Consider the following 22,372-nt stretch of genomic DNA (forward strand, 5'->3'; position numbering starts at 1 on the left):
GCAATCGCATGGGCATTCTTACATGCTTCATACGGCTCTGTTTCTACTTTTAACAACTGCTTATTCTCTTCACTGCTACGGGTAGCCAGATAATCCAGATCACTGTAAACCTGCTGCTCCGGTACCTTCGGATCGTAAACAGATATGTTCGCCTGTTCAAAAAGCAAATGGTCGGCAACATAGATCGCTGCTGATTCCCTCGTATCGTTCGTGTCTTTCTTAAACGCCCAACCTAAGAAGGCTATCTTTTTACCATTAACCGTATTATACAGTGTACGGATAACCTTATTGGCAAAACGGCGTTTCTGATGGTCATTCATGATGATTACCTGTTCCCAGTAATCTGCTACCTCCATTAAACCATAGGTACGGGCTATATAAACCAGGTTCAGGATATCTTTCTGAAAGCAGGATCCACCAAAACCTACCGATGCCTTTAAAAACTTTGGACCAATGCGGCTATCCGTTCCGATTGCCCTGGCCACTTCGTTGATGTCTGCCTCAGTATGCTCGCACAGCTCCGATAACGCATTTATCGAGGAAACACGCTGGGCAAGCATCGCGTTGGCTGTCAGTTTCGACAGTTCCGATGACCAAACGTTCGTTGTTAATATCCGTTCCCGCGGTACCCACCGTGCGTAAACAGCCGCCAATGCTTCAATGGCCCGCTGTCCGTCGCTATCCTGATCGCCGCCGATCAGTACCCGATCAGGGGCCATCAGATCCTCAACAGCTGTCCCTTCCGCCAGAAACTCCGGGTTAGACAATATCTGGAATTTTATCCCGTTGCCGGTATGGTGAAGGATATCCTTCAATGTGCTTGCCGTACGCACCGGAAGTGTCGATTTTTCCACGATGATCTTATCCGTTGTACTTACCCTGGCAATCTGCCTGGCACATAATTCTATCCACTTCAGGTCTGCCGCCTGCCCTTTACCTGCTCCATAGGTTTTGGTAGGCGTGTTAACAGAAATGAAGATCATATCCGCCTCATCAATGGCCCGCTCAACATCCGTAGAAAAAAACAGGTTCCGTCCGCGTGCCTCTCCTACAACTTCACTAAGCCCAGGTTCATATACCGGAATCTTTGTTACGTCAACATCGTTCCACGCAGCTATGCGCGATTCGTTCAGGTCAACTACCGTTACCTGGATATCAGGGCACTGTTTCGCTATTACAGACATCGTAGGGCCACCCACGTAGCCTGCTCCTATACAGCAGATTTTCTTTATTGTCATCGTATCAGAAACTATTAAGGGTTAATATAATCGTTATTTTTTCCAAAATTTCCACAAAGGTTTATTTTCTTCATCCTGTGCATAGTGTCCATAAGCATAACCATAATAACTCATGCCTTTACCTTTCATTTTTACATCATTAATTACAATGGCATAACTTTTAATTTTTCTTTCCCTCTTCAAATCTTCCGGTAGGCCTAACATATTATATGGTGTATAATTTGCTCTTGCTACAAACAAAAATAAATCGGCGTAATTACTTAAAAGCTGTGCATCAGTCACTGCGCCAACAGGTGGTGCATCAATGATAACAATGTCAAACTGTTCTCTTGCCATGGTAAACATTTCCTTCGTTCTAGCCTTTAAGATCAACTCTGATGGATTTGGAGGAATCGAGCCACAGGCTGCAAAATAGACATTTCCTGTATTATCAACTGCTGTAATAATATCATCCAGCGACAGTGATTTATCAATAATAAAATTAGAAATTCCCTTTTGCCCAGATTGATATGTTTTAGAAAGTTTCGGTTTTCTTAAATCAAATTCCATCAACAAGACCTTCTTGTCTGAATGAGCAAAAACATTTGCCAAATTGAGTGCAGTAAAAGACTTTCCTTCTCCCGGCATTCCAGATGATAACAAGACCACCTTATTCCCTTCTTCTGCCAGTAGAAATTGAACATTTGTACGAAGGCCCCGAAACTGTTCTGCTAGTACGGATCTGGACGATTCAAACTCAAGCAGTTCTTTTCCGGTATAGTTATGCCCTAATTCTGCAATCACCGGTGCTGTACTTCTATCTTCTACATCCTTCCTACCTTGAATTTTTGTATTTAAACTATCACTTAAGAAAACCTTGCCCGTTGGTATTAGAAAGGCAACTATGAAACTTCCAATCCAAATAAAAGACGATTTTGGACTGAATGGGCTCTTATCGGCTTTCGGCCTATCGAGAATAGTAATTCCCGCAATACTTGATGTATTCGCTAAAGCCGTTTCTTCTCTTTTTTGTAACAGGAACAGATAAAGCTCTTGTTTCAATTGTTGCTGCCTAGAAAGGTCCAAAAAAGCACGCTCCTGTTCAGGCACCTCTCGAATGTCACCCTTAACAAAAGTAGCGCTTCTTTCAATTTCCTGCTTATTCACCTCAAGCGTTTTCCTCGAATTCCTGATATATTCAAAAATATTATCTTTTACAGAGACTATCCGTTGATCTACATTCTTAACGACAGGATTATTAACCCTATATCCCATTAAAAGTCTTTCTCTTTCTAATACCAAACCGTTGTAATTAGATATCATTGCATTGAATGCCTGATCGGACAATCCATTATTCAAAACCGTTCCCGATATTAAACTTTTTCCTCCGGGTACATTTAATAACGAATCCACCGCCTTCATAACCTCCATACGTATTTCTACATCCTCCAGCTGTTTTAAATATTCATTATCCCTTTGCAGCATAATTTGAGATTGTGCGGAAATATTAGTAAGACCTTTACCTTGCATAAATTGCTGTATCTTTTGCTCGATCCCATTTAACTCAGCATTCACCAAAACAATACGTTGATCAATAAACGCAATCGTACTATCGGCAACCCTGCTCTTATTTTGAATATTCTGTTTAATATATTGATCAATATAACGTGTTAAAATAAATTCACCCTTCGACTTTAAAGCACAATCCATTTGAATATCAATAATGGTAGTAAGTTTATTTATAATATTGGTCGTTATAGTGGAACGCAGCGAAGACACCGCATCATCAAATGGCAATATTTTAATTTTAAATTCCTCTCCAGCTGCTGGCAGTTTCTTCTGAGGATTACTGCTCATCGTAAAAGCACCGTATCCAGGCAGTTCAAAAGGGCTATTAAAAGGAATATTTTGCAAAGCAATTTCTTCTTGACTTCCATTTGTGTAGACTAAATTGAATTTAGTACTATCTAATGTTGTCATACTGAGGATTAAAGAACGGTTCAATGTATCCGTTGTACCGTTAAATGTCAGTGTAAAAGGACCATTAAAAATCTCTATTTCCCTTAACGGTTCTTCTTTATACCACATGATATTCAACTTAAAATCGCGTACCAGAGCTTCCATTAATGACCTAATTTTCAAAACTTCCGACTGATTATCGACACCACTGGTAGTACCTAGGAGATTATCAAGGTTTAATTGAGCTGAGGACTGGCTCCCCGATTGTTGATCATTTTCTATCAATATTTTTGCTCCTACATGGTATGCAGGTATAGTATAGTAATGCAAATAAATATAGGCAGCAATAAAGCAAACTATTAGACTAAACAAAAAGAGTGGCCATAAACGAATTAATCGCAAAAAATAGTCGTGATAACTAAAGGCTGTCTTTCGTTTAGGTTGAGGTGTCACTTCCGTATAATTTGTACTCATAGATCAAATCAGATTAAAGGCGTGTTATAATTAAAGCTGCTGTTGATAATAAAGAGGCCACAATAGCGATCACACTAAACCGCGACGATTCAGCAGAAGCAATTTTACCCTTACTTGGCTCCACATAAATAATGTCATTTTGTTTCAAATAGTAATAAGGAGATTTAAAAATTTGGGCGTCATTTAAATTAAACTGAACTAGCTCCTTCCCAGTATCTGTTTCCCTGATCAGCAACACATTTTCTCTTTTTCCATAAATGGTCAGATCTCCCGCTAAACCAATAGCATCCAAGATCGTTACTCTTTCAGAAGGCATTGTGTAACTTGAGGGTCTTTGTACCTCACCTATTACCGTTACTTTGAAATTAACAAAACGTACTTGTACTGTGGGATCCACGAAAAACTCATCCGCCTTTTTACGAATAGCACTACGCGCTTCATAGCTTGTCAATCCTCTTACTTCAATCCTTCCTAGCACAGGCAATTCTACTTCTCCATTTTTATCTACCACAAAGCCAGATACGCGCGTTTGCCCGCTGCCAGCAACTACACTATTGTTCGTTGCACCCTCATTTACGGCAGATGAAGCGTTCAAATCAGCCGTTTGAATAGTAATATCCAAAATATCATCCTCCTTGATCTTCAACTCTGTATAAGCTGCTTGTTCAATCTTATTATATTCAGATTTTGGTATATTTTTAAAATAAGGAATCGTTTTATTGCTTCTACATCCCACTATCAAAAAAATTGCGCATAACATAAAAAACCTACTTACATATCTCATCATAAAACACTTATAAGATTAAACACTAAAAAATTATATATTTCATTCCCAGGCCAACACCAAAATTATGGTAGAAATCGCCCGCGTCCCAAGCTAAATTACCCGTCACTGTCCATTTATTGTTAAATGTATGTTCTACAGATTGTAGCATATAAAATTGCTTATACTTATCATTCGTTAAATGGCTAATTGCCGATCTATCCATGAAGTGAACGTTATAAGTGAGGTTTGTCCTGAACTTAAACTGTCTAAAAAATGAATATTCCGCTCCAACATTCCCTCCAATTATACGATTACTAATAATATTTCCATTTCCCCTTAAGAGGCCCTCAGTATACTCGTCTCGATGCCAATCTAAGGGTCTCACCCTCAAAAAATGGCTTCCCCTCACTCTATTTATAAAAAGCGGGATTCCGACAACCATGTCATGATATTCCCATCCCGTTTTATACATTCCATTGTTATAATAACTTTGCTGTTCTCCGCCATATGATTCCATTTGTTTCGTGTATATATATTCCACCAGCACTCTTTTTAGCTTTCTGTTATTTCCTTTAAAAGTTAAACTTAATCCAGCTAGGCGGTCAACGTTTCGAATATCGATGCCAGTACCACTTTCAAAAGGTGTTTGGTGATAAAAATGCCAAGAACCATATTTACTTTCTAAGTCTGCTCCAAACTCTAGAACACCTCTTTGATCACCTGCCCTGTTCGGTCTTAGGATACTTTCCTTCGGGAGACTGCCGTCGTTTGCTTCCTTCACAAATAGTACATCAAAGAAACCTTTCCAACTTCTATCTAGCTTATAGCCTTTTCTAATCCCCCCCCATTCACCGAAATGAACGGCACCACCATATAATTTCAACTTACCAGGGCCAATCCTCAGGTAAAATGCCTTCTCGTGTAAGTATGAATTATACAGGTAACGTTCCTTACCCATCCAGCCATGGCTAATAAGTCCCTTAAACTGCAGCCAACCATTCGTAAAAGGGACATTTTTGTAATTCAGCACTGCTATACCAACTTTGGGGATAGGGAGGGCATTTGCACTTAGTCCCAATGATCCCGTAGAAAGTAAAGGATCCACTTCTCCAATAGTCTCGCGATACCGCCCAGCTCTGATCTCCCAACCGCTATAGTTTAACTTTACATTGCCTTCAACCAGGGTAAAGTCATCAAAGTGATTATGATTATAGATATCCAATGTATAACTAAGCTTCAAAGGATGATAGTTTTTCCCACTATCCGTTGGATGCTTATTTAATAAATGCTGATTACTAACATAAAGATTAGTAGAAAAATCTTGCTTTCGATCGATAATTGTTCCATACTGATTCATAACCATCCAAAAGGGTTGAAAATCCTTCGAGGCAAATGTTCCCATTGTTCCAATATTTATTCGCATAGAGTCTTGCCAATGTTTTACAGTATCCTGCGCAAATGCCACAACCGTAAATTCCATCCCTATTAAAGTTAAAAAGCACAACTTCGACAACATTTAACACTCCTTCCTTTTCCTTAACCCGTCAATTCCAGCAGGTTGTTTTCAAAATTTCTCATTATTCTTTCTTTCGAAAGGTGCTTCATTGCGTAATCTCTAGCAGCATTTTGATAAGCGCTAAGATCTTCCTCAAGCATTTTCTCCAGACCACTAACCAGCGCATTTTTTGACTCTGGTTCAACCAGTACCCCTAGCTGATCACGTTGTATCACATCATAAAGAGAGGTGTTCGGCATAGCCGTTACCAATGCACATCCGCCCGCCGAAAGTATTCCTGTCAGTTTACTGGGCATCACAAGATCTGCAGCCGATTTTTTTTGCAATACTAGATGAATATCAGCAGTTGCTAACATCTCACTTAGCTTAGCATAGGGTTGTAAGGGATAGAAATAAACATTTGTCACCCCTTTTTCTGCTGCTAGTTTTTCCAAATTTTCCTTATTTCCACCAGAACCTACGATCAAAAAACGAATATTTCGTCTTTCTTTGAAATGCTCGGCTGTTTCAATAATAATTTCCAGTCCTTGTTTTTCACCCAGATTGCCCGCATACAATACAACTTTATCACCTAATGGGATGCCCCATTCCTGACGAAGGGAATTCTCTTTCGCTAAGGGTTTAATCGTACGCTCGTCTACCCAATTGGGAAACATAATAAACTTTTTTTCCGGCACCCCTTTGGCCAATATTTTACGCTGCATGCCTAAGCTTATTGATGATACGGCGTGACTATTGTTCAGTAGGTACTTTTCTGATTTAAACATCCATTTTAATAAACGTTCATTGTTAATCATACCCAAATCTTTAGCTGCATCAATTTGCAAATCCTGTATATGAGTAAGAAGTCGGGCTTTTTTTATTTTTGCGTAAAGCAGGGCAAAAAAACCAAGATGAAAGGGTGGGTTAATGTTAATAACTACATCATATTTCTTCCTAAGCAATAAGCCGAACCATTTGGGAAATACCGCCCCCAAAAAGGAAAATTCATGCAAAATTCTCTTTTTTGACGTCACCTCTTTTGGCACATACAAAGGAACTCTATACACCGTAACTCCGTCTACAATTTCCTTAAACCAATTTTTCCCTTTATATGCTGGATGTATGTTCCACTCGGGATAATATGGTGGAGCGGTTACCACCGCTACTTCATGCCCCTGAGAAGCTAACCAGGCGCCCATCTCCCCTGTATACTTTCCTATACCTGTCAATTCAGGGGAATAATTGATCCCAAAGATTAATATTTTCATCCGTTATAGATTTGTTTTATTACACATCTAAAATTCCTCTAACACATATATTTATGCATCTGGATCTATAAATTCTCATTTAGAACTTTGTTTATTTACTAATTCCTTTGTCTTTAAAACAATAAAGTATTCATAAATAGACTGTAAAGTAGCATAAGTAGTTCCCGCTACTCCATCCATAAAAGCCCTTCTCCACATAACCATATAGCACCATTTTATAAATGGTCTACCAGGCATTTTATAAAATAAACCTTTCTGATGGAATCGTTTTTCAGTAAAATCTTTGCTGAAAAGAGCCTTCTTTAAAGAAAAACTTGTTCCGTTACCCATATCTTCCAATCGCATAGCCGCCTCCATATCAGCATAGCTTAAATGGCGTTGTAGCCAATATCTAAACCCTTTACTGAAAGGATAATGGTCTAAATACCCCTCTAGTCTTCCTGTTGGACCATCTGGCAAAGAAACGGGGTTAACTAAACGTTCGTAACGCATTTTATCTGGCCTAAAAAACCGCAGATAAAAGGGTGAAATTTGGGCATGTTTTAACCATCTGCCATTCCATGCGAAATCACGTCTTTGTATTTCATGTGCTACGGCGTTACTTCCCTGAGAATCGAAAGCTAATAAGGCTTCCTTTAATCCATTAGAAACCCGCTCGTCTGCATCTATATATAACACCCACGAATATTTAAAAGGAATATTTGCCAATCCCCAATTTTGGTGAGCCGACCAATTATCAAATTTACGTTGGGTAATTACCGCCCCCGCTTTTTGGGCAATTTCAACAGTACGATCATCACTAAATGAATCGAAAACATGCACATCGTCGCACCATGCTACAGAAGCTAAGCATCCAGGTAAATCCTGTTCCTCATTTTTTGTTAGAATCAATACAGATATCATGTTGTATTTTTTTATAAGTTATGAGCTACGAATATCCCTACCCTTACTCCTTGTCGTAAAAAATTTTAAATCAATATAAAACGCTTACTTAATCATTACTCTACTCTTTCAATCATGAGTAGCTTAGCTAATTATCCATCACACGCTCTTTTAGCGGCTTACAAGGATGGCCAGCACAAACCATCCAATCAGGCATATTTTTCGTTACAACCGAACGGGCCCCTATCACGGCCCCTTCTCCAATAGTAACTCCAGGATGGATAAAACAATCAGCAGCAACCCACGCCTTATTCATTATAGTGATAGGCAACGTATATAAAGGGTGCCCTACTTTAGTATAATCATGTGTACCAGTACACACATAAGTTCCTTGAGATACAATCGCTCGATACCCAACCGTAATTACTCCCTGTGAATATAATTCTACTCCGCTTGCAATACCACATTCATCATCCAAAATCAAATTCCAGGGTGCCCAAATTTTCACGCCAGGATAAACATGGACACCTTTACCCACCTTCGCTCCAAAGCAGCGCAGAATAAAAGCTCTATAAGCATGCATAGGACGCGGTGAAAATCTAAAAAAAACCACATAAAACATACCCCAGGCTAGCCGTTTTAAACGATTCCCTAGCGAGAAAGAAGCCCCTTTATACGTATCAATATTATGCATATTTTAAGCTTTTTAATGCTTGAGCCATTCGCTTTGCCGCCTGTTCTATCGTAAAATAGTTATGATAAACGGCCAGCGCTTGTTCTGCCATCCTTTGTTTATGGCCGTCGCTTAACACTGCCCATTTTTCAAGCATGATAGTGGCTCCTTCCAACGTATCTGATTCTACTATACCTCCATCTAACGCTTCAATTTCTCGCCATATATTTACTTGATTGCTTATTAATACTGGTTTTGTGCAAGCAAGTGCCTCCACAACAGCAATCCCAAAATTTTCCTGATGGCTTGGCAATACGAAGGCTTGCGCTCCATAAATAGCGCCCCATTTCATATCACCTTCCAACATTCCAGTAAAAATGATGTCTTTTTCACTAGCAGCCACATGTTGGACATGCTGACCAAAAGTCGTTTCCAATCCCGGCCCGGCCACTACCAACTGCGGGATTTTAAGATTTCCCTTTTTTTTGAGATTTAAGTAAGCTTGGACCAATAGATCAATTCCCTTCTTTTCATTCACTCTACTCAAAAAGAGCCAATATCCATCTTTGCTAATTTGTGGAAACTTTTCAACGAGCTGGCCCCACATGGTTACATGAAAAGCTGGTGGCTGAGGAATACCGTATCCTACATTCCATTCGCTTTTAGGTCGGTAAGGTGAAAACGGAATCCGGGCAAGCTTCAATTCTTCTTCACAAGTAAAAAACATCCCTTCTGCTCCATTTACCACTTTGTTTTCGATTAATTTCCAGTAAAGCCAGTTTCTTAAGGCTTTTAACTTCCTAGTAGACGCCTGCTGAAAATAAGGATCTAACATGCCATGCGGCATAATATACACCGCGGGAGTGTTAACACTCTTGTTCGTCCGCTTATACTGATCAATTGCCTTATTAACGGCATAACTATGATAGAGCCATAAACCATGAATAATGATACGCTGATAATTAGCTATATTATTTAGCAGCCAAGGCAATAGTTTCTCTTGGTATTGCCATGGTCCTTTACTATTTCCCAGCGCATGAATCACAAAGTCATCTGCTTTAATAAATTCAGCATCTGGATCATCCATGCATACTACTTCATTTTCTAATCCGAAAGTTGCCAATGCAGGTATAGCGTTTCTAACACCTTGACTGGTTCCCCCGTGCTCGGGATGCATACTTGCTATCACATTTAAAATCTTCATCTATCATCAAAAATTTATAGTATACCAATCGCTTTATCAACCATATGATTCATACGCAAATACTTCTTTGCATATGCCTTTGCATTTGCCCCCATTAATGCAATAGCCGTGTTATTTAAACTCAATAATTTTCCAGTTAACTCATCCAAGCTTTCTACAATAAGTCCATTATAGCCGTCCTGTATATAAGCATATTCTACACATTGAAGCGTTTCTTCGCTTCTTTTAAAAGTAATAACTGGTTTACCGTATGCCAATGCCTCCACAACAGACAAACCTATCCAACCCGGTTGATAATACAAGTTGGCTATTCCAAACAACTCATCCTTCAACACCTTATCATATACCGCTCCGAAATCATAAACATTCTTATACATGCTAAAATCAGGCTTAAAAACCCCATCACCAATGATAATGAATCCAAATTTTTGAGCATCCAAAGATTTTATCAATCCCTCCAAGAGATCAATACGTCGATTCGGATTTTCAAATCGAGCGCAAAAAATAAGGCAGACTTCTTCTTTTATATTATGCTTATTTTTTAAATCCGAGATGCTTTGCATACCTGGACTTTCCAATATCTCATCGATGTTGGAAACGGTATTATTAAGTGCCGCAATTTTTTTATTTGGAAAAACCGCTTGCCATTGTTTCGCTTCCTTTTCCATATATACCCATGCACCATCGGCCAAACCTAACATGCCTTTCAATAAGATATTAGGTGTATTTTCCTCCGTTAAATAGCGCTTCACAGAAATACCCTGCCCCCACAAGATAATTCTCTTACGGTGGAAAAATTTAGTAGCGAGCAACCACCAAGTAGTTAATTGCGAAAAATCCCACATCAACACCAATGTTTGATAATCAGCTTGCATAAGCGGTTGCGTTTTATAAATCAGAAATTTACTAAACCGCTTTTTCTTCAATGTACAGGTAACAGTATCACTTACCTGAAACTGATTCTTCTTCATATCGCCTATCTGCTCATAGGTAAATACATCACAAGGCATAGCCTGTTGTATACCTAGAAAAAAATCTTTCCGGTAATGTGGAACAGTCGGGTTTACGATGGCAATTTTCTTTCTCACACTATTCATGCTAATTGTTTGGTAACGGCCAATAACATCCAATAAGTAAAAGCAGGAATACTTATTGTATCTAATAAATATCCCTCAAAAACTGATGTCACTAAGACCAACGTCAATATGGATAAATAAGCTAATCGTCTAAAATTTTTTGTATTTAGTAAGTCCTGGTAAGCAGATGCCATTGCCCCAAACAGGCTCCTATAGAAAAAAATTGCACCTACAATACCTCCTGCTACAATCGCAAACATGTATGCATTGGTACTGGCACCAGTTCTACCTTTACCTACAATAGGCAATTTCGCGACATCTTCGTATAATTCCTTCCAGGTTTGCTCCCTTGTATTTCCTCTATCTGCATAATCCAAAGAATCAGCCGTTATATTTGCTATTAGTATCACTGATACAAATACCATCAAAATCATAAAAAATGGCTTAAAAGAAGAATTTTTCATTGCCACACAAGAAAAAGCAAACCCCGCTGAAACCACTCCTAACATTGAAGTACGTGATAAGGTGAGTAAACAAACATAAGCCCCTAAACCAGCGCCAACACTATATATTACCCGATTTTTCCATTTTTTCTCCTCCATGAAAAAAAGTAGAGCCAATACCGTTTCAATAGCTGCACAAATTCCTAAAAAATTTGGGTGGGCCGTGAGCCCAAATAATCGACCTTTCCACATTACAGTGGCTAAGCCTGTTTTGTGTAAAAGAAGGTTTAAACAAATAAAAACAAAACTCCCCCAAAAGAAAGCCTTTAAGATCGAGTAATCATTTGCCTTATAGAGCGGAAGCTTTCCAACTACCTTTAGGAAATAAAAAAATGTAACAGTACTGAATATCAACCTAATCAAAAAATCCTGAAGATTGTTTTGTCTAGAAAATTCAGTCAATAAAATAATAACCTGGAAAACAAAAAAACATAACAATAAGGAAGTAGAAATTTCTGCGTTTTCACTTTCTATATTAACCATTAGGAAAATACTTAGCAACATACACAACAGCACCAATGGAACGGAAAGACTCTGAATAATCTGAATATAACCTGGAACCGCATAATTGAGTGCTACTTCCAGATCAGGAGCCCGAAATGAACTTAGAAACACAATCATGACCATGCATCCATATACCCAAATCTTATTTCTTTTCTCGTGCATATATTCTATTAACCTTATAAGCCGGCGGCCACTTCAACGGCAAAATGTTCTACTGTTTTTGTTCGAACAAATTCATGTGCTCTATCGCCGTTATGAGGAGTTTTAATGGCAAATTCTATTTTGTTGGCAACAAGCTCAGGCGTCACCTCTTCTACCAATAAACCTAAGTTATATGTTTCAACAATATCTTTCAATAATCCCTTACCTGCTGTAATCACCATCTTATTGGAAGCTGCAGCGTGCCCGAGTATACCACTAGAAGCCTCTGCATTTTTATAGGGGATCACCACCGCATAACACTGGTCAAATAGACTTTTCATCATCTCATTAGAAACAAATTGGTTATCCCAAACAATCGTTACATTGCTCTCTTCATTCACCTTTCGAATAGCTTTTTGAAGAGCCTCCTCTTCCTGTCTATTTCCAGTCTTTCCAACCAGTAAGAACATGGCCATCTCTTGCACTTCTGGCGCCAAAAAAGTAGCTGCCTTCACAAATTCAAAGGTCCCTTTACGATCGCTTAGGCTGCCAATATGAAGAAATATTTTGCGTTGTCGTTCAATTTCATAATGCTGGTAAATCTCAAAAGTCTTAACAGGAGAAAATACCGGGATCGGGTCAGCAAGCATTTTAAAAATTACGGTATTAAATTCCTGATTTAAGAAGGATACCGTCTGCTCATCATTCAATACGAAAACACGTTTAAGCCGCCTATTCATGGTATATCCTTTCGTTATGGCATATTTTCGATAATATTTCAATTTTTCTTTCCAACTGCTTGTAGCCATGCGAGAAAACTGAAAGAATAAAATACCGCTCACGGTGTATTTGGGTCGAAAAATTGACAAAGGAAGCTGAAAAATATTAAAATAAAGTAAGCATACATGCTTCGCATTGTACCGGCGTGCATACTTATTTGCAACTTTATACATACTAAAAGATTGCCGTACCAACCCGCCTTGCTGAGTTATATCGAACTCTTTTTGAGTAACCCCAACAAGCATCATATTACCGGCATGCTCTACTTTCGTGGCTATTTGCGAAAAACGGTCTTCAAAATCAGGATGTACAATAAACACATATTGATGCTCATTCTCATTCCTCGAAAGATAATCAACCAAATGACTGATATATTCGATATGGTGCCCTGTAATTAGTATATCAAATAAAAGTTTTACCATCTTTATCTATTTAACTTAAATTTGAATAAACTTAGATACAAATTACTAATGGCAATTAAGGTATAGAGCTTTTTGGGAACATGACCAAACAGTCGGCTTAAAGATTTTATTCGCTCATAGTAAACGGGTGAGGTTTTACTATAAGAATCTGATATTCTGTCACTGCTATGCCTAATGTAAGTATAAAGAGGTTTATTTATATAAGCAATCTTACTCGACATCAACGCCGCTTTTAAGAAATAATCAACATCCTGATTCCTTTTAAGATTTACATTCCAATCAATCTTATCCGCTAGCTCCTTTGTAAGCAAAGGAGAACCACATCCAAAAGAACCATGTGTTTTAAGAACTTTTCGCAACCTTTCCGCATTCGAATGATACACATGTTTTCCATTATCTACATAGATCATTTCGAAATCACATAAACCAAAATCAGCACCTTCCTTTGTCATAGCGTCAATTTGAAGGATAAACTTTTCTCGACTAATGAGGTCATCGCTATCCAAAAATTGAATAAACGTGCCTTCCGCGTGTGCATAACCAAGGTTTCTTGCCACAGGAGCACCTTGATTGCGCTGATCGAGCACCTTAACAATGAACGTTTCATCTTCATACTGTTCTTTAAACTCTTTAAGAACAGCTAACGATTCATCTTTTGATCCATCATTTACCAAGACTATTTCCAATGGACGATAGTTATTGGCCAAGAGGTTATCTAACGTACTCCCAACAAAATCAGCCCTGTTGTATACAGGAATAATTACAGAAACCAATGCGTTTTTCGAAACCTTCATATAAGTATAAATTGAAGCAAGCCTTAATCTTTTTATGTTTTATCTATTCAACATCGTTCTGTAATAAATCTTATACTCTTTAAGCAACCACTTATCCTTCACTAGGTATTTCATAAATAAGCCCCAAGCATTCAAGAAATAAGCGCTGGCAATTTTGTAAGAATAGATTCGTCGGCTAATTAAGCGTTTATATTTTGAAGCAATCTTTTCTTGTTCACTCCATTTACTTAAGCTTTCCCACACCAATAATTGATTACGATAATATTTTTTCTCCTTAAATCCGACTTGTGTATAGCGATTTTCAAGATGTACTCCTCTCGTAGCTATTGCCTGATCAATAATTCCAGGAATAAATCTTGCATAATATCCTAATCGTATAGTAAATTCATAATCTTGATGCAATCTTAAATTCTCCTGAAAATGTGTAGGCATTTTATCCAATATCTCTTTTCTTATTGTCAGTGTATCCAAATGAATATGGCCCCTTCTTTTCCTATTCATTCCTAAAAGCTCTTCAAACATAGATTCGCCATCTTCAAAATCTCTTACAACTGTAAAATTAGTAGAGAAATGGCTGGCATATTTCTCTTGGGCATCAGTAGAGTAAAAATGTATACCCAACGCACCGTACATTGCATCAAAAATTCTCCCTTGCACTGCCATTTCCCTTTCGGCATTAAATCGATTAGGCATATAGAGGTCATCCGCATCCAAGAATGCTACATGAGTACCGCTAGCTTTGCTAATACCTAAATTTCTTGAAGCACCAGCCCCCTTATTCACACCATTTTCATGTTGAAATAATTTTACCCGCCCATATTCTGCTTCTAATTCCTTACAGATTGCTAATGCATTATCTGGAGAGCAATCTTCAACTAAAATCACTTCACGCACCTCATTAAATTGTAGAGCGGAATCGACAGCAGCTCTTATATAAGTTTCAGCATTGTAAACAGGAATAATTACCGATATTTCCATTTCGTACATTCTTATATTTTTTGCGATCTATTGAAATTAAACTCCATGACTTATCAAGTAACTTGCTGTATCAGCGTTATCTTCTTATTACGACTCTTTTTACCATTCTTTTGGCGTATTCGAAATTTTGTTTCATTCTGTCTTTAATATCCACATCGAGCACAAGGCTATTCATACGCGACTTGACATAGGTCGGAATACTGTCTTTATTAAACATCAATTCACAATAGATATAATTATCAATCAATCGTTTTCGTTCTACATTTAGTTGTCCGGTTTCCGTCAGGTATTGTTTGATATCCAACCTCAACTGAATTCTATTATCGACTATCCGACTTACTTTTTCTTTATCAAAACTTTTTGATATAACGCTATCTGCCTGATGAATAATTGTATTTGTTTTGTTGTCAAATACTACTTTTGCCCCCTTTTTCATCATCCTAAATAGCAGATCATATTCTTGGGAAGAAGACATAGCCTCATTCCAACCCCCTATATCTTCCAGCATATCTTTACGCCAGAGATTTGTGCTTGTAATACCTAAAAGAGATAAAATAAGTCCCGACCAAAAATCGCTTTTATAGACTTTCCGGGTACTTTCCAACGTCTTTCCATGAACCCATTTAAAAACAATTGCTTCACTAACGATCACATCAACATCCTGATTTCTTATTATATCTATTTGATCCTGAAATTTAGAAGGCAATAGTTCATCATCTGCATCCAAAAATTGTATCCATTCTCCTCTTGCATGTTTAAGTCCCGTATTTCTTGCTGCCGGAGCACCCTTTTTTAACTCGTCTAGTAATTTAAATCTATGAGGCCATTGTTTCTCCACCTGCTCCAGCACCGCGCGGGTATTGTCAGTAGAATTGTTATTTACTGCAATAATTTCCCAATCTGTAAAAACCTGCTTCTCCACGCTATTGATGGCTCTCATCACAAACTTCTCACAATTAAAACAAGGTATGACAACCGAAATCATCCGCTATCTCAATTAATATTGTTTATAAAATCAAAAATCTGTTCCCACGCTTCTTTTGACCGTTTCTTTTGAATGGCACTGTTATCTTTGAGTCGCTGGGAAATTTCCTTTCTTTTATCCGGGTTTGACAATTCATTAATTTTATTTTTAAGATTATCAAAGTCTTTCAGATCCTTAATCACTCCTTCAGGATATCCATATTCTTCCATGAGCATTTCGTATTTATGCGACCAGCTGGTTGCTAAACAAGGAACACCTTGTGATAAAGCACTAACAACACCATGAAATCTTGAGCAGATGATAAAGGAAGCAGTGGAAATTATCCCTTTAACAGCTAGTGGGTTTGCGTAATGAAATAGTGAAATAGGTTTTGCTAGCCTTGCATTAGCTTCTTCAGCAATACTACGATCCTTTTCTCCTTCATGAATCAAAAAATAGGGTTGTTTCCCATTTTCGAGAAGGGCTTGGATCGTCTCATTCAAGAATGCTAAATATTCCTCTTTACTTAAAATTTTTTCAATCATTTTATAATTAGGAATAATTGCAACATCATTCTTTGTAGCATCAAAATCTTTTGGAATAACCCCACTTATCAGATTCGTAAAGTCAGGTGCTAGTTTAATCTTAGGCGAGGCATTTATACCGTTCATATATTCATACGACTGTTTCTCCCTTGCAAAAATAAGGTCCGAATGGTTGATGATTTTTTTCATCACTTCGTGAAGTGCCTCGTCGTTAAATGGCCCAAATGCTTGAGGTAACAAGATTACTTTCTTCCCTTCATTCTTCCATTTAGCAATATCATTCCCTAATCTTTTCTGCGCATATTGTGCACCCCATTGATCTCCAAATGCAAATCCCGAACCATCTAAAACTAAATCAATATCTTGAGGAAGCACATAATTACGATTAAGCAGCAAAGTCCTTGGTAAGAAATAAGCGACGTTCTCCCACTTCACCCGAAAGTTCCGAAAGAGAAACTTGATATAAATATTATTTTTATTAAGCTCAGCAGCAGGGGCTCTTGGATTCTTCTGCATTACAAAGATGATGTCTGGATACCTTTCTAATAAAATGGTTCTAATGGCATTCAACATTAATTCTGCTCCTTTATTAACAAAATCAACACCTCTTAATTCGATTACTAAACGCTTTTTTATCATTTATTTTAATTTAACGGCTGCTTCAAATCCTGTTACCACAAACAGGTAGTTAACAATTAATTGTACTTACGGATCTGGTCTAAAGGTCTTTTCTCTGAATAGGCCACCAATCCTTCAGGATCTGGATACCCTACACCTATACACATCAATGCCCGTTGATGTGCTTTCAGATTTAGAAATTTATCCATTTTCTGTTCCCTGGTTTCTATATCCGGCCAGTTGATTGCACAGCTACTTAATCCCATTGTTTCTAATGCCAACATAAAAGACATGGATGCGAGGGAAGCATCAATATAAATGACATGCCTGTCCCGCTCATCAAAGTAAGCGTCTAGATTCCCAACAAGCACAATAAATATCGGAATAGAGTGACCATATCCTTTCGTTCCCATAGGAAGATTGATTCCCTCTTTTACCAGATCAATCTCATCAAAAATTCTGAATTCAAAAGGCTGACGGTTACAGGCACTGGGTGCTTGATTGGCGGCTAAGACCGCTTTGTCTATCATATCACGTTGCACAGGTTTATCGAGAAACCATCTCACCGATCGTCTTTGTTTACATAGGCGATAAAACTGTTCATAAGAAATATCACTTTTATGCTCTTCCAACCTTACATAAGGTATTGATTTCAGTGTCTCCTCAGTGTGCACATTATCCGGCCCGCAAGAAGCCATAATCTTAAAAAATCGTTCTCCTTGTTTCTGAACGAAAGCATCGACCTCTCCCGCCAGCGTAAAATACTCCGAAAGTACATCCTTGAACCATTTTAATTGCAAGTTTGCCTGGACGTCCGACTGCATTTTACATATTCCTTCGAAGCTGTCGATCGTTTCTTTAATATAGTCTTTCCCAAACACAGGGCGTCTAGGTCGCATTAAGAGCCCTTTTTCAATACGGTGTGTATTTCTCACAAGTAAGAAGTAGTTGGCCTTAACTTCTTTCGCTTCTGTAATGTGTTTAACTCTACCAGCTAAAACAGCTTGATTTTCCCTCAGAAAAGACTTGTCAAAAAATGCATAATACAGACTGGAGAGCATACGTGATTTCATGCAATATTTTGGAAGATGTTCGCTTACTAAACCCTGAAAAGAAGACCTGATTGGTTTTAGGATTTTTCTCATATATTTAATTACTTTTTTAATCCCTTTAATTGAAGCACCATAAATTTTAGCTCATTCTCCATCAATAACCAGATAAAAAGCCCATAGCTAATTAATAAAGTGGCACCTGCCAGAAAAAAATTCACACCAACATATTTATAGCAGGTATAACTTATTATGAAAGCCAAAATTGAGGCTATCCATGGGTTTTTAACCGCAATAAGAAACTCGGTTGTGCTTACTTTTAAGTGAAGCAATCTATTAAACGTATATTGTGCTATTACTACTGCGATTGCTTTATTGATCATTACTGCCCATGCCGCTCCTATTATTCCATAGAAATAAATACCCATCACCAGCGTTGGTACAAAGATAAACGCCTTCACTAGTTGGAGTTTCATTTCTAGCCCAGGCCTGCCCATACCTCTGATAAGTGCGGTATTGCTATTAACCATCATATGGAACATCACAGATACCGACAACAGTCTAAGTGGCTCAACAGAATCTATCCATTTGCTTCCAAAAAAGGTCAATATTAAAGGTTCAGCAAAAGTGAACATGAACGTCATTATCGGATATATGATTAAGCTATTGTAATTCACCACTTTGAGATAATATTTTTTTAACTCTTCTGGCTCCGACTGCTTTCTTCCATAAAACGGATACATCACGTTATTTACCACTGCCATTAATCTTCCTCTAAAAGTATCTGTTAAAACAAAAGCGAAAGTATATGCACCCAGCAGTTGTGCACTTAAAAGTTTACCTATCAACAGATAATCTATATTATTAATAAGGTAATTAATAACATTAGTGGCTGTTGTATAGAGGCCAAAACCGAATATATCCTTAAATGCTTGTCGATCCCATATAAATTTTGGGGTCCATCCCGTGGCTCTAAAATATAGTGGAATAGCAACAACAATAGATGCTACAGAATTAAAAGCCAATGACCAAACGCCTGCACCCATAAACGCAAGTATTAATGCTAAACATCCAGAAATAATATTAGATGTATTATCAATAAATGCAATTTTTTTGAAGTTCATCATTTTTGTCAATTGTGCTCTGTTAACCAAATTAATTGGACTAGAAAGCACTCCTAAACTAATAATGGGAATTAAGGACTTCAAAACAGGTTCCTTATAGAACATAGCAGCCAGCGGCGCAACCAATAGGCTAATGACGGTATATAAACAGATGGACCAGACTACACCGGTCCAAAACGATGTATGAAAATGTTCATCCCTAAGGTCGGTAGATTTCTTTTGTATTAAGGCAGCTCCAATGCCAATATCGTTAAACACCTGTACAAAACCCGTGAATACGGTTGCCATACCTACTACTCCGAATTCTTCCGGAAATAAGATACGCGCCAAAACCAAGCGTATAATAAACCCAAAGCCCTGGTTGACGACCATTTGCACCCCAGTCCAAAAAACACCTGTTACAACCAGCTTTTTAGAATTATCCATTGATGGCATTTATATATCTCTACTATTTCAATTCGTTCAAAAAAGCGCTTCGCACGCTTAAAATCCCCCTTACATGGTGGAAAATCAATGCTTAATCTATTCAATTTCGTGACAGATTAGTACTTTGATAAATTGTTCTAAGTTTTTCCAAAACATATTTATTATACAGATAAACTCCTTTTGCATTAATATGGCTTTGGTCCATAAAGAAAGAACGTGGCAGGGATTTCTCCTTGTTAAAATTATAATAGTTACCAAAGCCCTTCAGCGTGTTATCGAGCTCATCGTTATTTAAATAACTACTATATCGTTCCTTCGGTAAAGGCGCTTGCAGCATAATATATTTGATATTACGCTCTTTTAGCATACTGATTATCCTTGTAAAAGATATCTCTTGTTCCTCAGAAATTTTCAGTGAAGAAGCAGGGAACGGCGCGTCCTCATATTCAGCAATATATGAGCGAACATAACCACCCTTCACATACTTCTCTCCGGGAATAGACTTATCTTTAAAATCTGATGAAAAGTGAAAAAGTTTATTCACTAAGGTGTAGAGCAGCGTATTATACACCCTTATATCAAATGTGCACAGTGCTTCGTACACCATATTTTTAGTTAACACTTCAACAGAAAGTAATTGACACATAGACTCTATTCCATCGTTATCAAGTAATGCCGGATAAATATCCAATACAACATATTTAGGATTTAATCTAGAAATATAGTGTTCTAATAATATCTCAGTTTGTTTCAATGTTTGCGCAGATGTGCCAAGATTAAATGTTTTCAAACCAGTTTGTTTTGCTAAAAACTCGGTATCATATCCCCTGTAGGCATGAGAAGAGCCTAGAATCAGCAGATCAACATTTTCCGTGCTATCGGCCTCATGAAGTCGCGTTGCCGTAAAATCACTGGCAGTATCATACTTAAAAGTATTAGGCATCAAGCGTTGGGGTAAAAATCTTTTATTCAATACCAATAGGCAGGTATAAAGAATGAGCGCAAATACCCCAAATCCAGCAGAAGCTTTTAAAAACTGTTTCATACCATTTAGAACTGAAAATAAATAAACTCCGCACCTCCAGTATTCATATACATACCTATACAGTAAACGAGCAGACCATAGATAGACCAACGTATTATTCGAGGCCATTCAAGACCTAATGTTTCAATCGCATAGTTATTTTTCCGTCCCAACCATTCCACACATAAGAATGGCACTAACAACATGGCACAAATCCTCGAAGAACGAAGTTCAGGATAATGAAAAGGATTAGGATCACTTCCGAACAAGAACATTCTACTAATATATTCGCCGGCATGTCCTAGGCTTTCTGCACGAAAGAATATCCATGCGAAAGTTGCTAAACCAAAGGTGAGTAACAATTGCCCCGTTTCTTTTAAAGAAGGTAATAAGCTATTTTCTGCCACAACCTGTGTCTCCCTATTTTTCTTTTTCCAGATCACCGAAGGCATAATAAATAAGGCATTTAGCCCTCCCCACACAATGAATGTCCAATTAGCGCCATGCCAAAAACCACTTACTAAGAAAATAATAAAAGTATTTCGAATAGTCATCCATAGAGACCCACGGCTTCCTCCCAATGGGATATATAAGTAGTCTCTAAACCACGACGAAAGAGATATATGCCAACGCTTCCAAAACTCAGCGATATTTCTTGAAAAATAAGGATAATTAAAGTTCTTGAGGAGTTCAAAACCAAACAACCTAGCAGTCCCTAAAGCCATATCAGTATATCCAGAAAAATCACCATATATCTGAAAGGCAAACAATATAGCCCCCCAAACAAGCACTAATCCCGAGTATTGCTCCGTATTGTTAAAAATCGCATTCGCATATTCTGCACAATTATCTGCAATGACAATTTTTTTAATCAGCCCCCATAGAAATTGCTTTAACCCATCTACTGCCTGCTGGTATCTGAAAGTGCGTGCTTTTTCAACTTGAGGCAATAGATGGGTTGCACGTTCAATAGGTCCGGCAACCAGTAAGGGGAAAAAACTCACGAAAAGGGAGTATTCAACCCAATTGGTTGTTGGTTCGATCTTTTTATTATAGATATCAAGTACATATGAAAGTCCGTGGAATGTATAAAAAGAAATTCCTACCGGTAAGATGATATTTAAGGTGGTATAAGATGCTTTAAGGCCAAACACACCTATAAAATCGACAAAAGATGCTGCGAAAAAATTATAATACTTAAAGAAACCAAGGAAACCCAAGTTGATTCCAATACTAATTACCAACCAAATTTTTTTTCCAAGCTGCGAGTCCGATCTATAAATTTTCAACCCCGTTAGATAGTCCAATCCGGTTGAAAACGCCAATAAAAACAGAAAACGCCAATCCCAACAACTATAAAAGTAATAACTAGCAAATAAGAGTAGCCAGTTTTGCGTTTTTAGGGATTTATTGGTTACAAACCAATATAATATAAAAACGATCGGAAAAAAAACAAGAAACGAAATAGAATTGAATAACATCC

19 protein-coding genes are annotated in these 22,372 nt (G+C 37.8%); all 19 read right to left on the reverse strand.

The annotated features are described in order from the left end of the window. Positions 1-1,238: nucleotide sugar dehydrogenase (locus tag BMY50_RS19040; RefSeq protein ID WP_093327613.1), on the reverse strand; the 1,238-nt coding region annotated here is incomplete at its 3' end. Between the two features lie 33 nt (positions 1,239-1,271). Continuing rightward, positions 1,272-3,650, reverse strand: coding sequence for a GumC family protein (locus tag BMY50_RS19045; protein WP_093327616.1), 2,379 nt, complete (start codon positions 3,648-3,650; stop codon positions 1,272-1,274). 13 nt (positions 3,651-3,663) lie between these two features. Then, entirely contained in the window at positions 3,664-4,437 is a 774-nt protein-coding gene (locus BMY50_RS19050) for a polysaccharide biosynthesis/export family protein (RefSeq protein WP_093327619.1), read from the reverse strand. A gap of 22 nt (positions 4,438-4,459) precedes the next feature. After that, a complete protein-coding gene (locus BMY50_RS19055) occupies positions 4,460-5,896 on the reverse strand; it encodes a capsule assembly Wzi family protein (RefSeq protein WP_162276635.1) in 1,437 nt (478 codons plus the stop codon). A gap of 56 nt (positions 5,897-5,952) precedes the next feature. Continuing rightward, a complete protein-coding gene (locus BMY50_RS19060; protein ID WP_093327624.1) occupies positions 5,953-7,182 on the reverse strand; it encodes a WcaI family glycosyltransferase in 1,230 nt (409 codons plus the stop codon). Between the two features lie 75 nt (positions 7,183-7,257). Further along, positions 7,258-8,085 (reverse strand): glycosyltransferase family 2 protein, encoded by an 828-nt coding sequence (locus BMY50_RS19065; RefSeq protein ID WP_093327626.1) that lies wholly within the window; start codon positions 8,083-8,085, stop codon positions 7,258-7,260. Between the two features lie 127 nt (positions 8,086-8,212). After that, positions 8,213-8,758, reverse strand: coding sequence for an LbetaH domain-containing protein (locus tag BMY50_RS19070; RefSeq protein ID WP_093327629.1), 546 nt, complete (start codon positions 8,756-8,758; stop codon positions 8,213-8,215). Next, positions 8,751-9,941 carry a glycosyltransferase gene (locus tag BMY50_RS19075; RefSeq protein ID WP_093327631.1) on the reverse strand — a complete coding sequence of 397 codons (1,191 nt, stop codon included), beginning with the start codon at positions 9,939-9,941 and terminating at the stop codon, positions 8,751-8,753. Before BMY50_RS19075 ends, BMY50_RS19070 begins: the two co-directional genes overlap by 8 nt. A 14-nt stretch (positions 9,942-9,955) precedes the next feature. After that, positions 9,956-11,038 carry a glycosyltransferase gene (locus BMY50_RS19080; protein WP_093327634.1) on the reverse strand — a complete coding sequence of 361 codons (1,083 nt, stop codon included), beginning with the start codon at positions 11,036-11,038 and terminating at the stop codon, positions 9,956-9,958. Next, positions 11,035-12,186: an O-antigen ligase family protein gene (locus tag BMY50_RS19085; protein ID WP_093327637.1), complete on the reverse strand. Its 1,152-nt coding sequence runs from the start codon at positions 12,184-12,186 to the stop codon at positions 11,035-11,037. Before BMY50_RS19085 ends, BMY50_RS19080 begins: the two co-directional genes overlap by 4 nt. Before the next feature lie 14 nt (positions 12,187-12,200). After that, a complete protein-coding gene (locus BMY50_RS19090) occupies positions 12,201-13,367 on the reverse strand; it encodes a glycosyltransferase (protein WP_093327638.1) in 1,167 nt (388 codons plus the stop codon). Positions 13,368-13,369: 2 nt separating this feature from the next. Next, positions 13,370-14,161 carry a glycosyltransferase family 2 protein gene (locus tag BMY50_RS19095; protein WP_093327641.1) on the reverse strand — a complete coding sequence of 264 codons (792 nt, stop codon included), beginning with the start codon at positions 14,159-14,161 and terminating at the stop codon, positions 13,370-13,372. A 39-nt stretch (positions 14,162-14,200) separates the two neighbouring features. Then, positions 14,201-15,148, reverse strand: a complete 948-nt coding sequence (locus tag BMY50_RS19100) for a glycosyltransferase family 2 protein (RefSeq protein WP_238383821.1) — start codon at positions 15,146-15,148, stop codon at positions 14,201-14,203. A gap of 67 nt (positions 15,149-15,215) precedes the next feature. Then, a complete protein-coding gene (locus BMY50_RS19105; RefSeq protein ID WP_093327644.1) occupies positions 15,216-16,124 on the reverse strand; it encodes a glycosyltransferase family 2 protein in 909 nt (302 codons plus the stop codon). 8 nt (positions 16,125-16,132) lie between these two features. After that, positions 16,133-17,287 (reverse strand): polysaccharide pyruvyl transferase family protein, encoded by a 1,155-nt coding sequence (locus BMY50_RS19110; protein ID WP_093327647.1) that lies wholly within the window; start codon positions 17,285-17,287, stop codon positions 16,133-16,135. A gap of 56 nt (positions 17,288-17,343) precedes the next feature. Further along, positions 17,344-18,411, reverse strand: coding sequence for a nitroreductase family protein (locus BMY50_RS19115; RefSeq protein ID WP_093327650.1), 1,068 nt, complete (start codon positions 18,409-18,411; stop codon positions 17,344-17,346). 8 nt (positions 18,412-18,419) lie between these two features. Continuing rightward, complete coding sequence (locus BMY50_RS19120; RefSeq protein WP_093328192.1) at positions 18,420-19,865, reverse strand: lipopolysaccharide biosynthesis protein; 1,446 nt, start codon at positions 19,863-19,865, stop codon at positions 18,420-18,422. A gap of 100 nt (positions 19,866-19,965) precedes the next feature. Continuing rightward, the gene (locus BMY50_RS19125) at positions 19,966-20,910 is read right to left on the reverse strand and encodes a hypothetical protein (protein ID WP_093327653.1); all 945 of its coding nucleotides are present in this window, start codon (positions 20,908-20,910) and stop codon (positions 19,966-19,968) included. A gap of 5 nt (positions 20,911-20,915) precedes the next feature. Further along, complete coding sequence (locus BMY50_RS19130) at positions 20,916-22,370, reverse strand: MBOAT family O-acyltransferase (RefSeq protein ID WP_093327656.1); 1,455 nt, start codon at positions 22,368-22,370, stop codon at positions 20,916-20,918. Between the last annotated feature and the right edge of the window lie 2 nt (positions 22,371-22,372).

The organism is Olivibacter domesticus, assembly GCF_900109575.1.
Classification (GTDB): Bacteria; Bacteroidota; Bacteroidia; order Sphingobacteriales; family Sphingobacteriaceae; genus Olivibacter; species Olivibacter domesticus.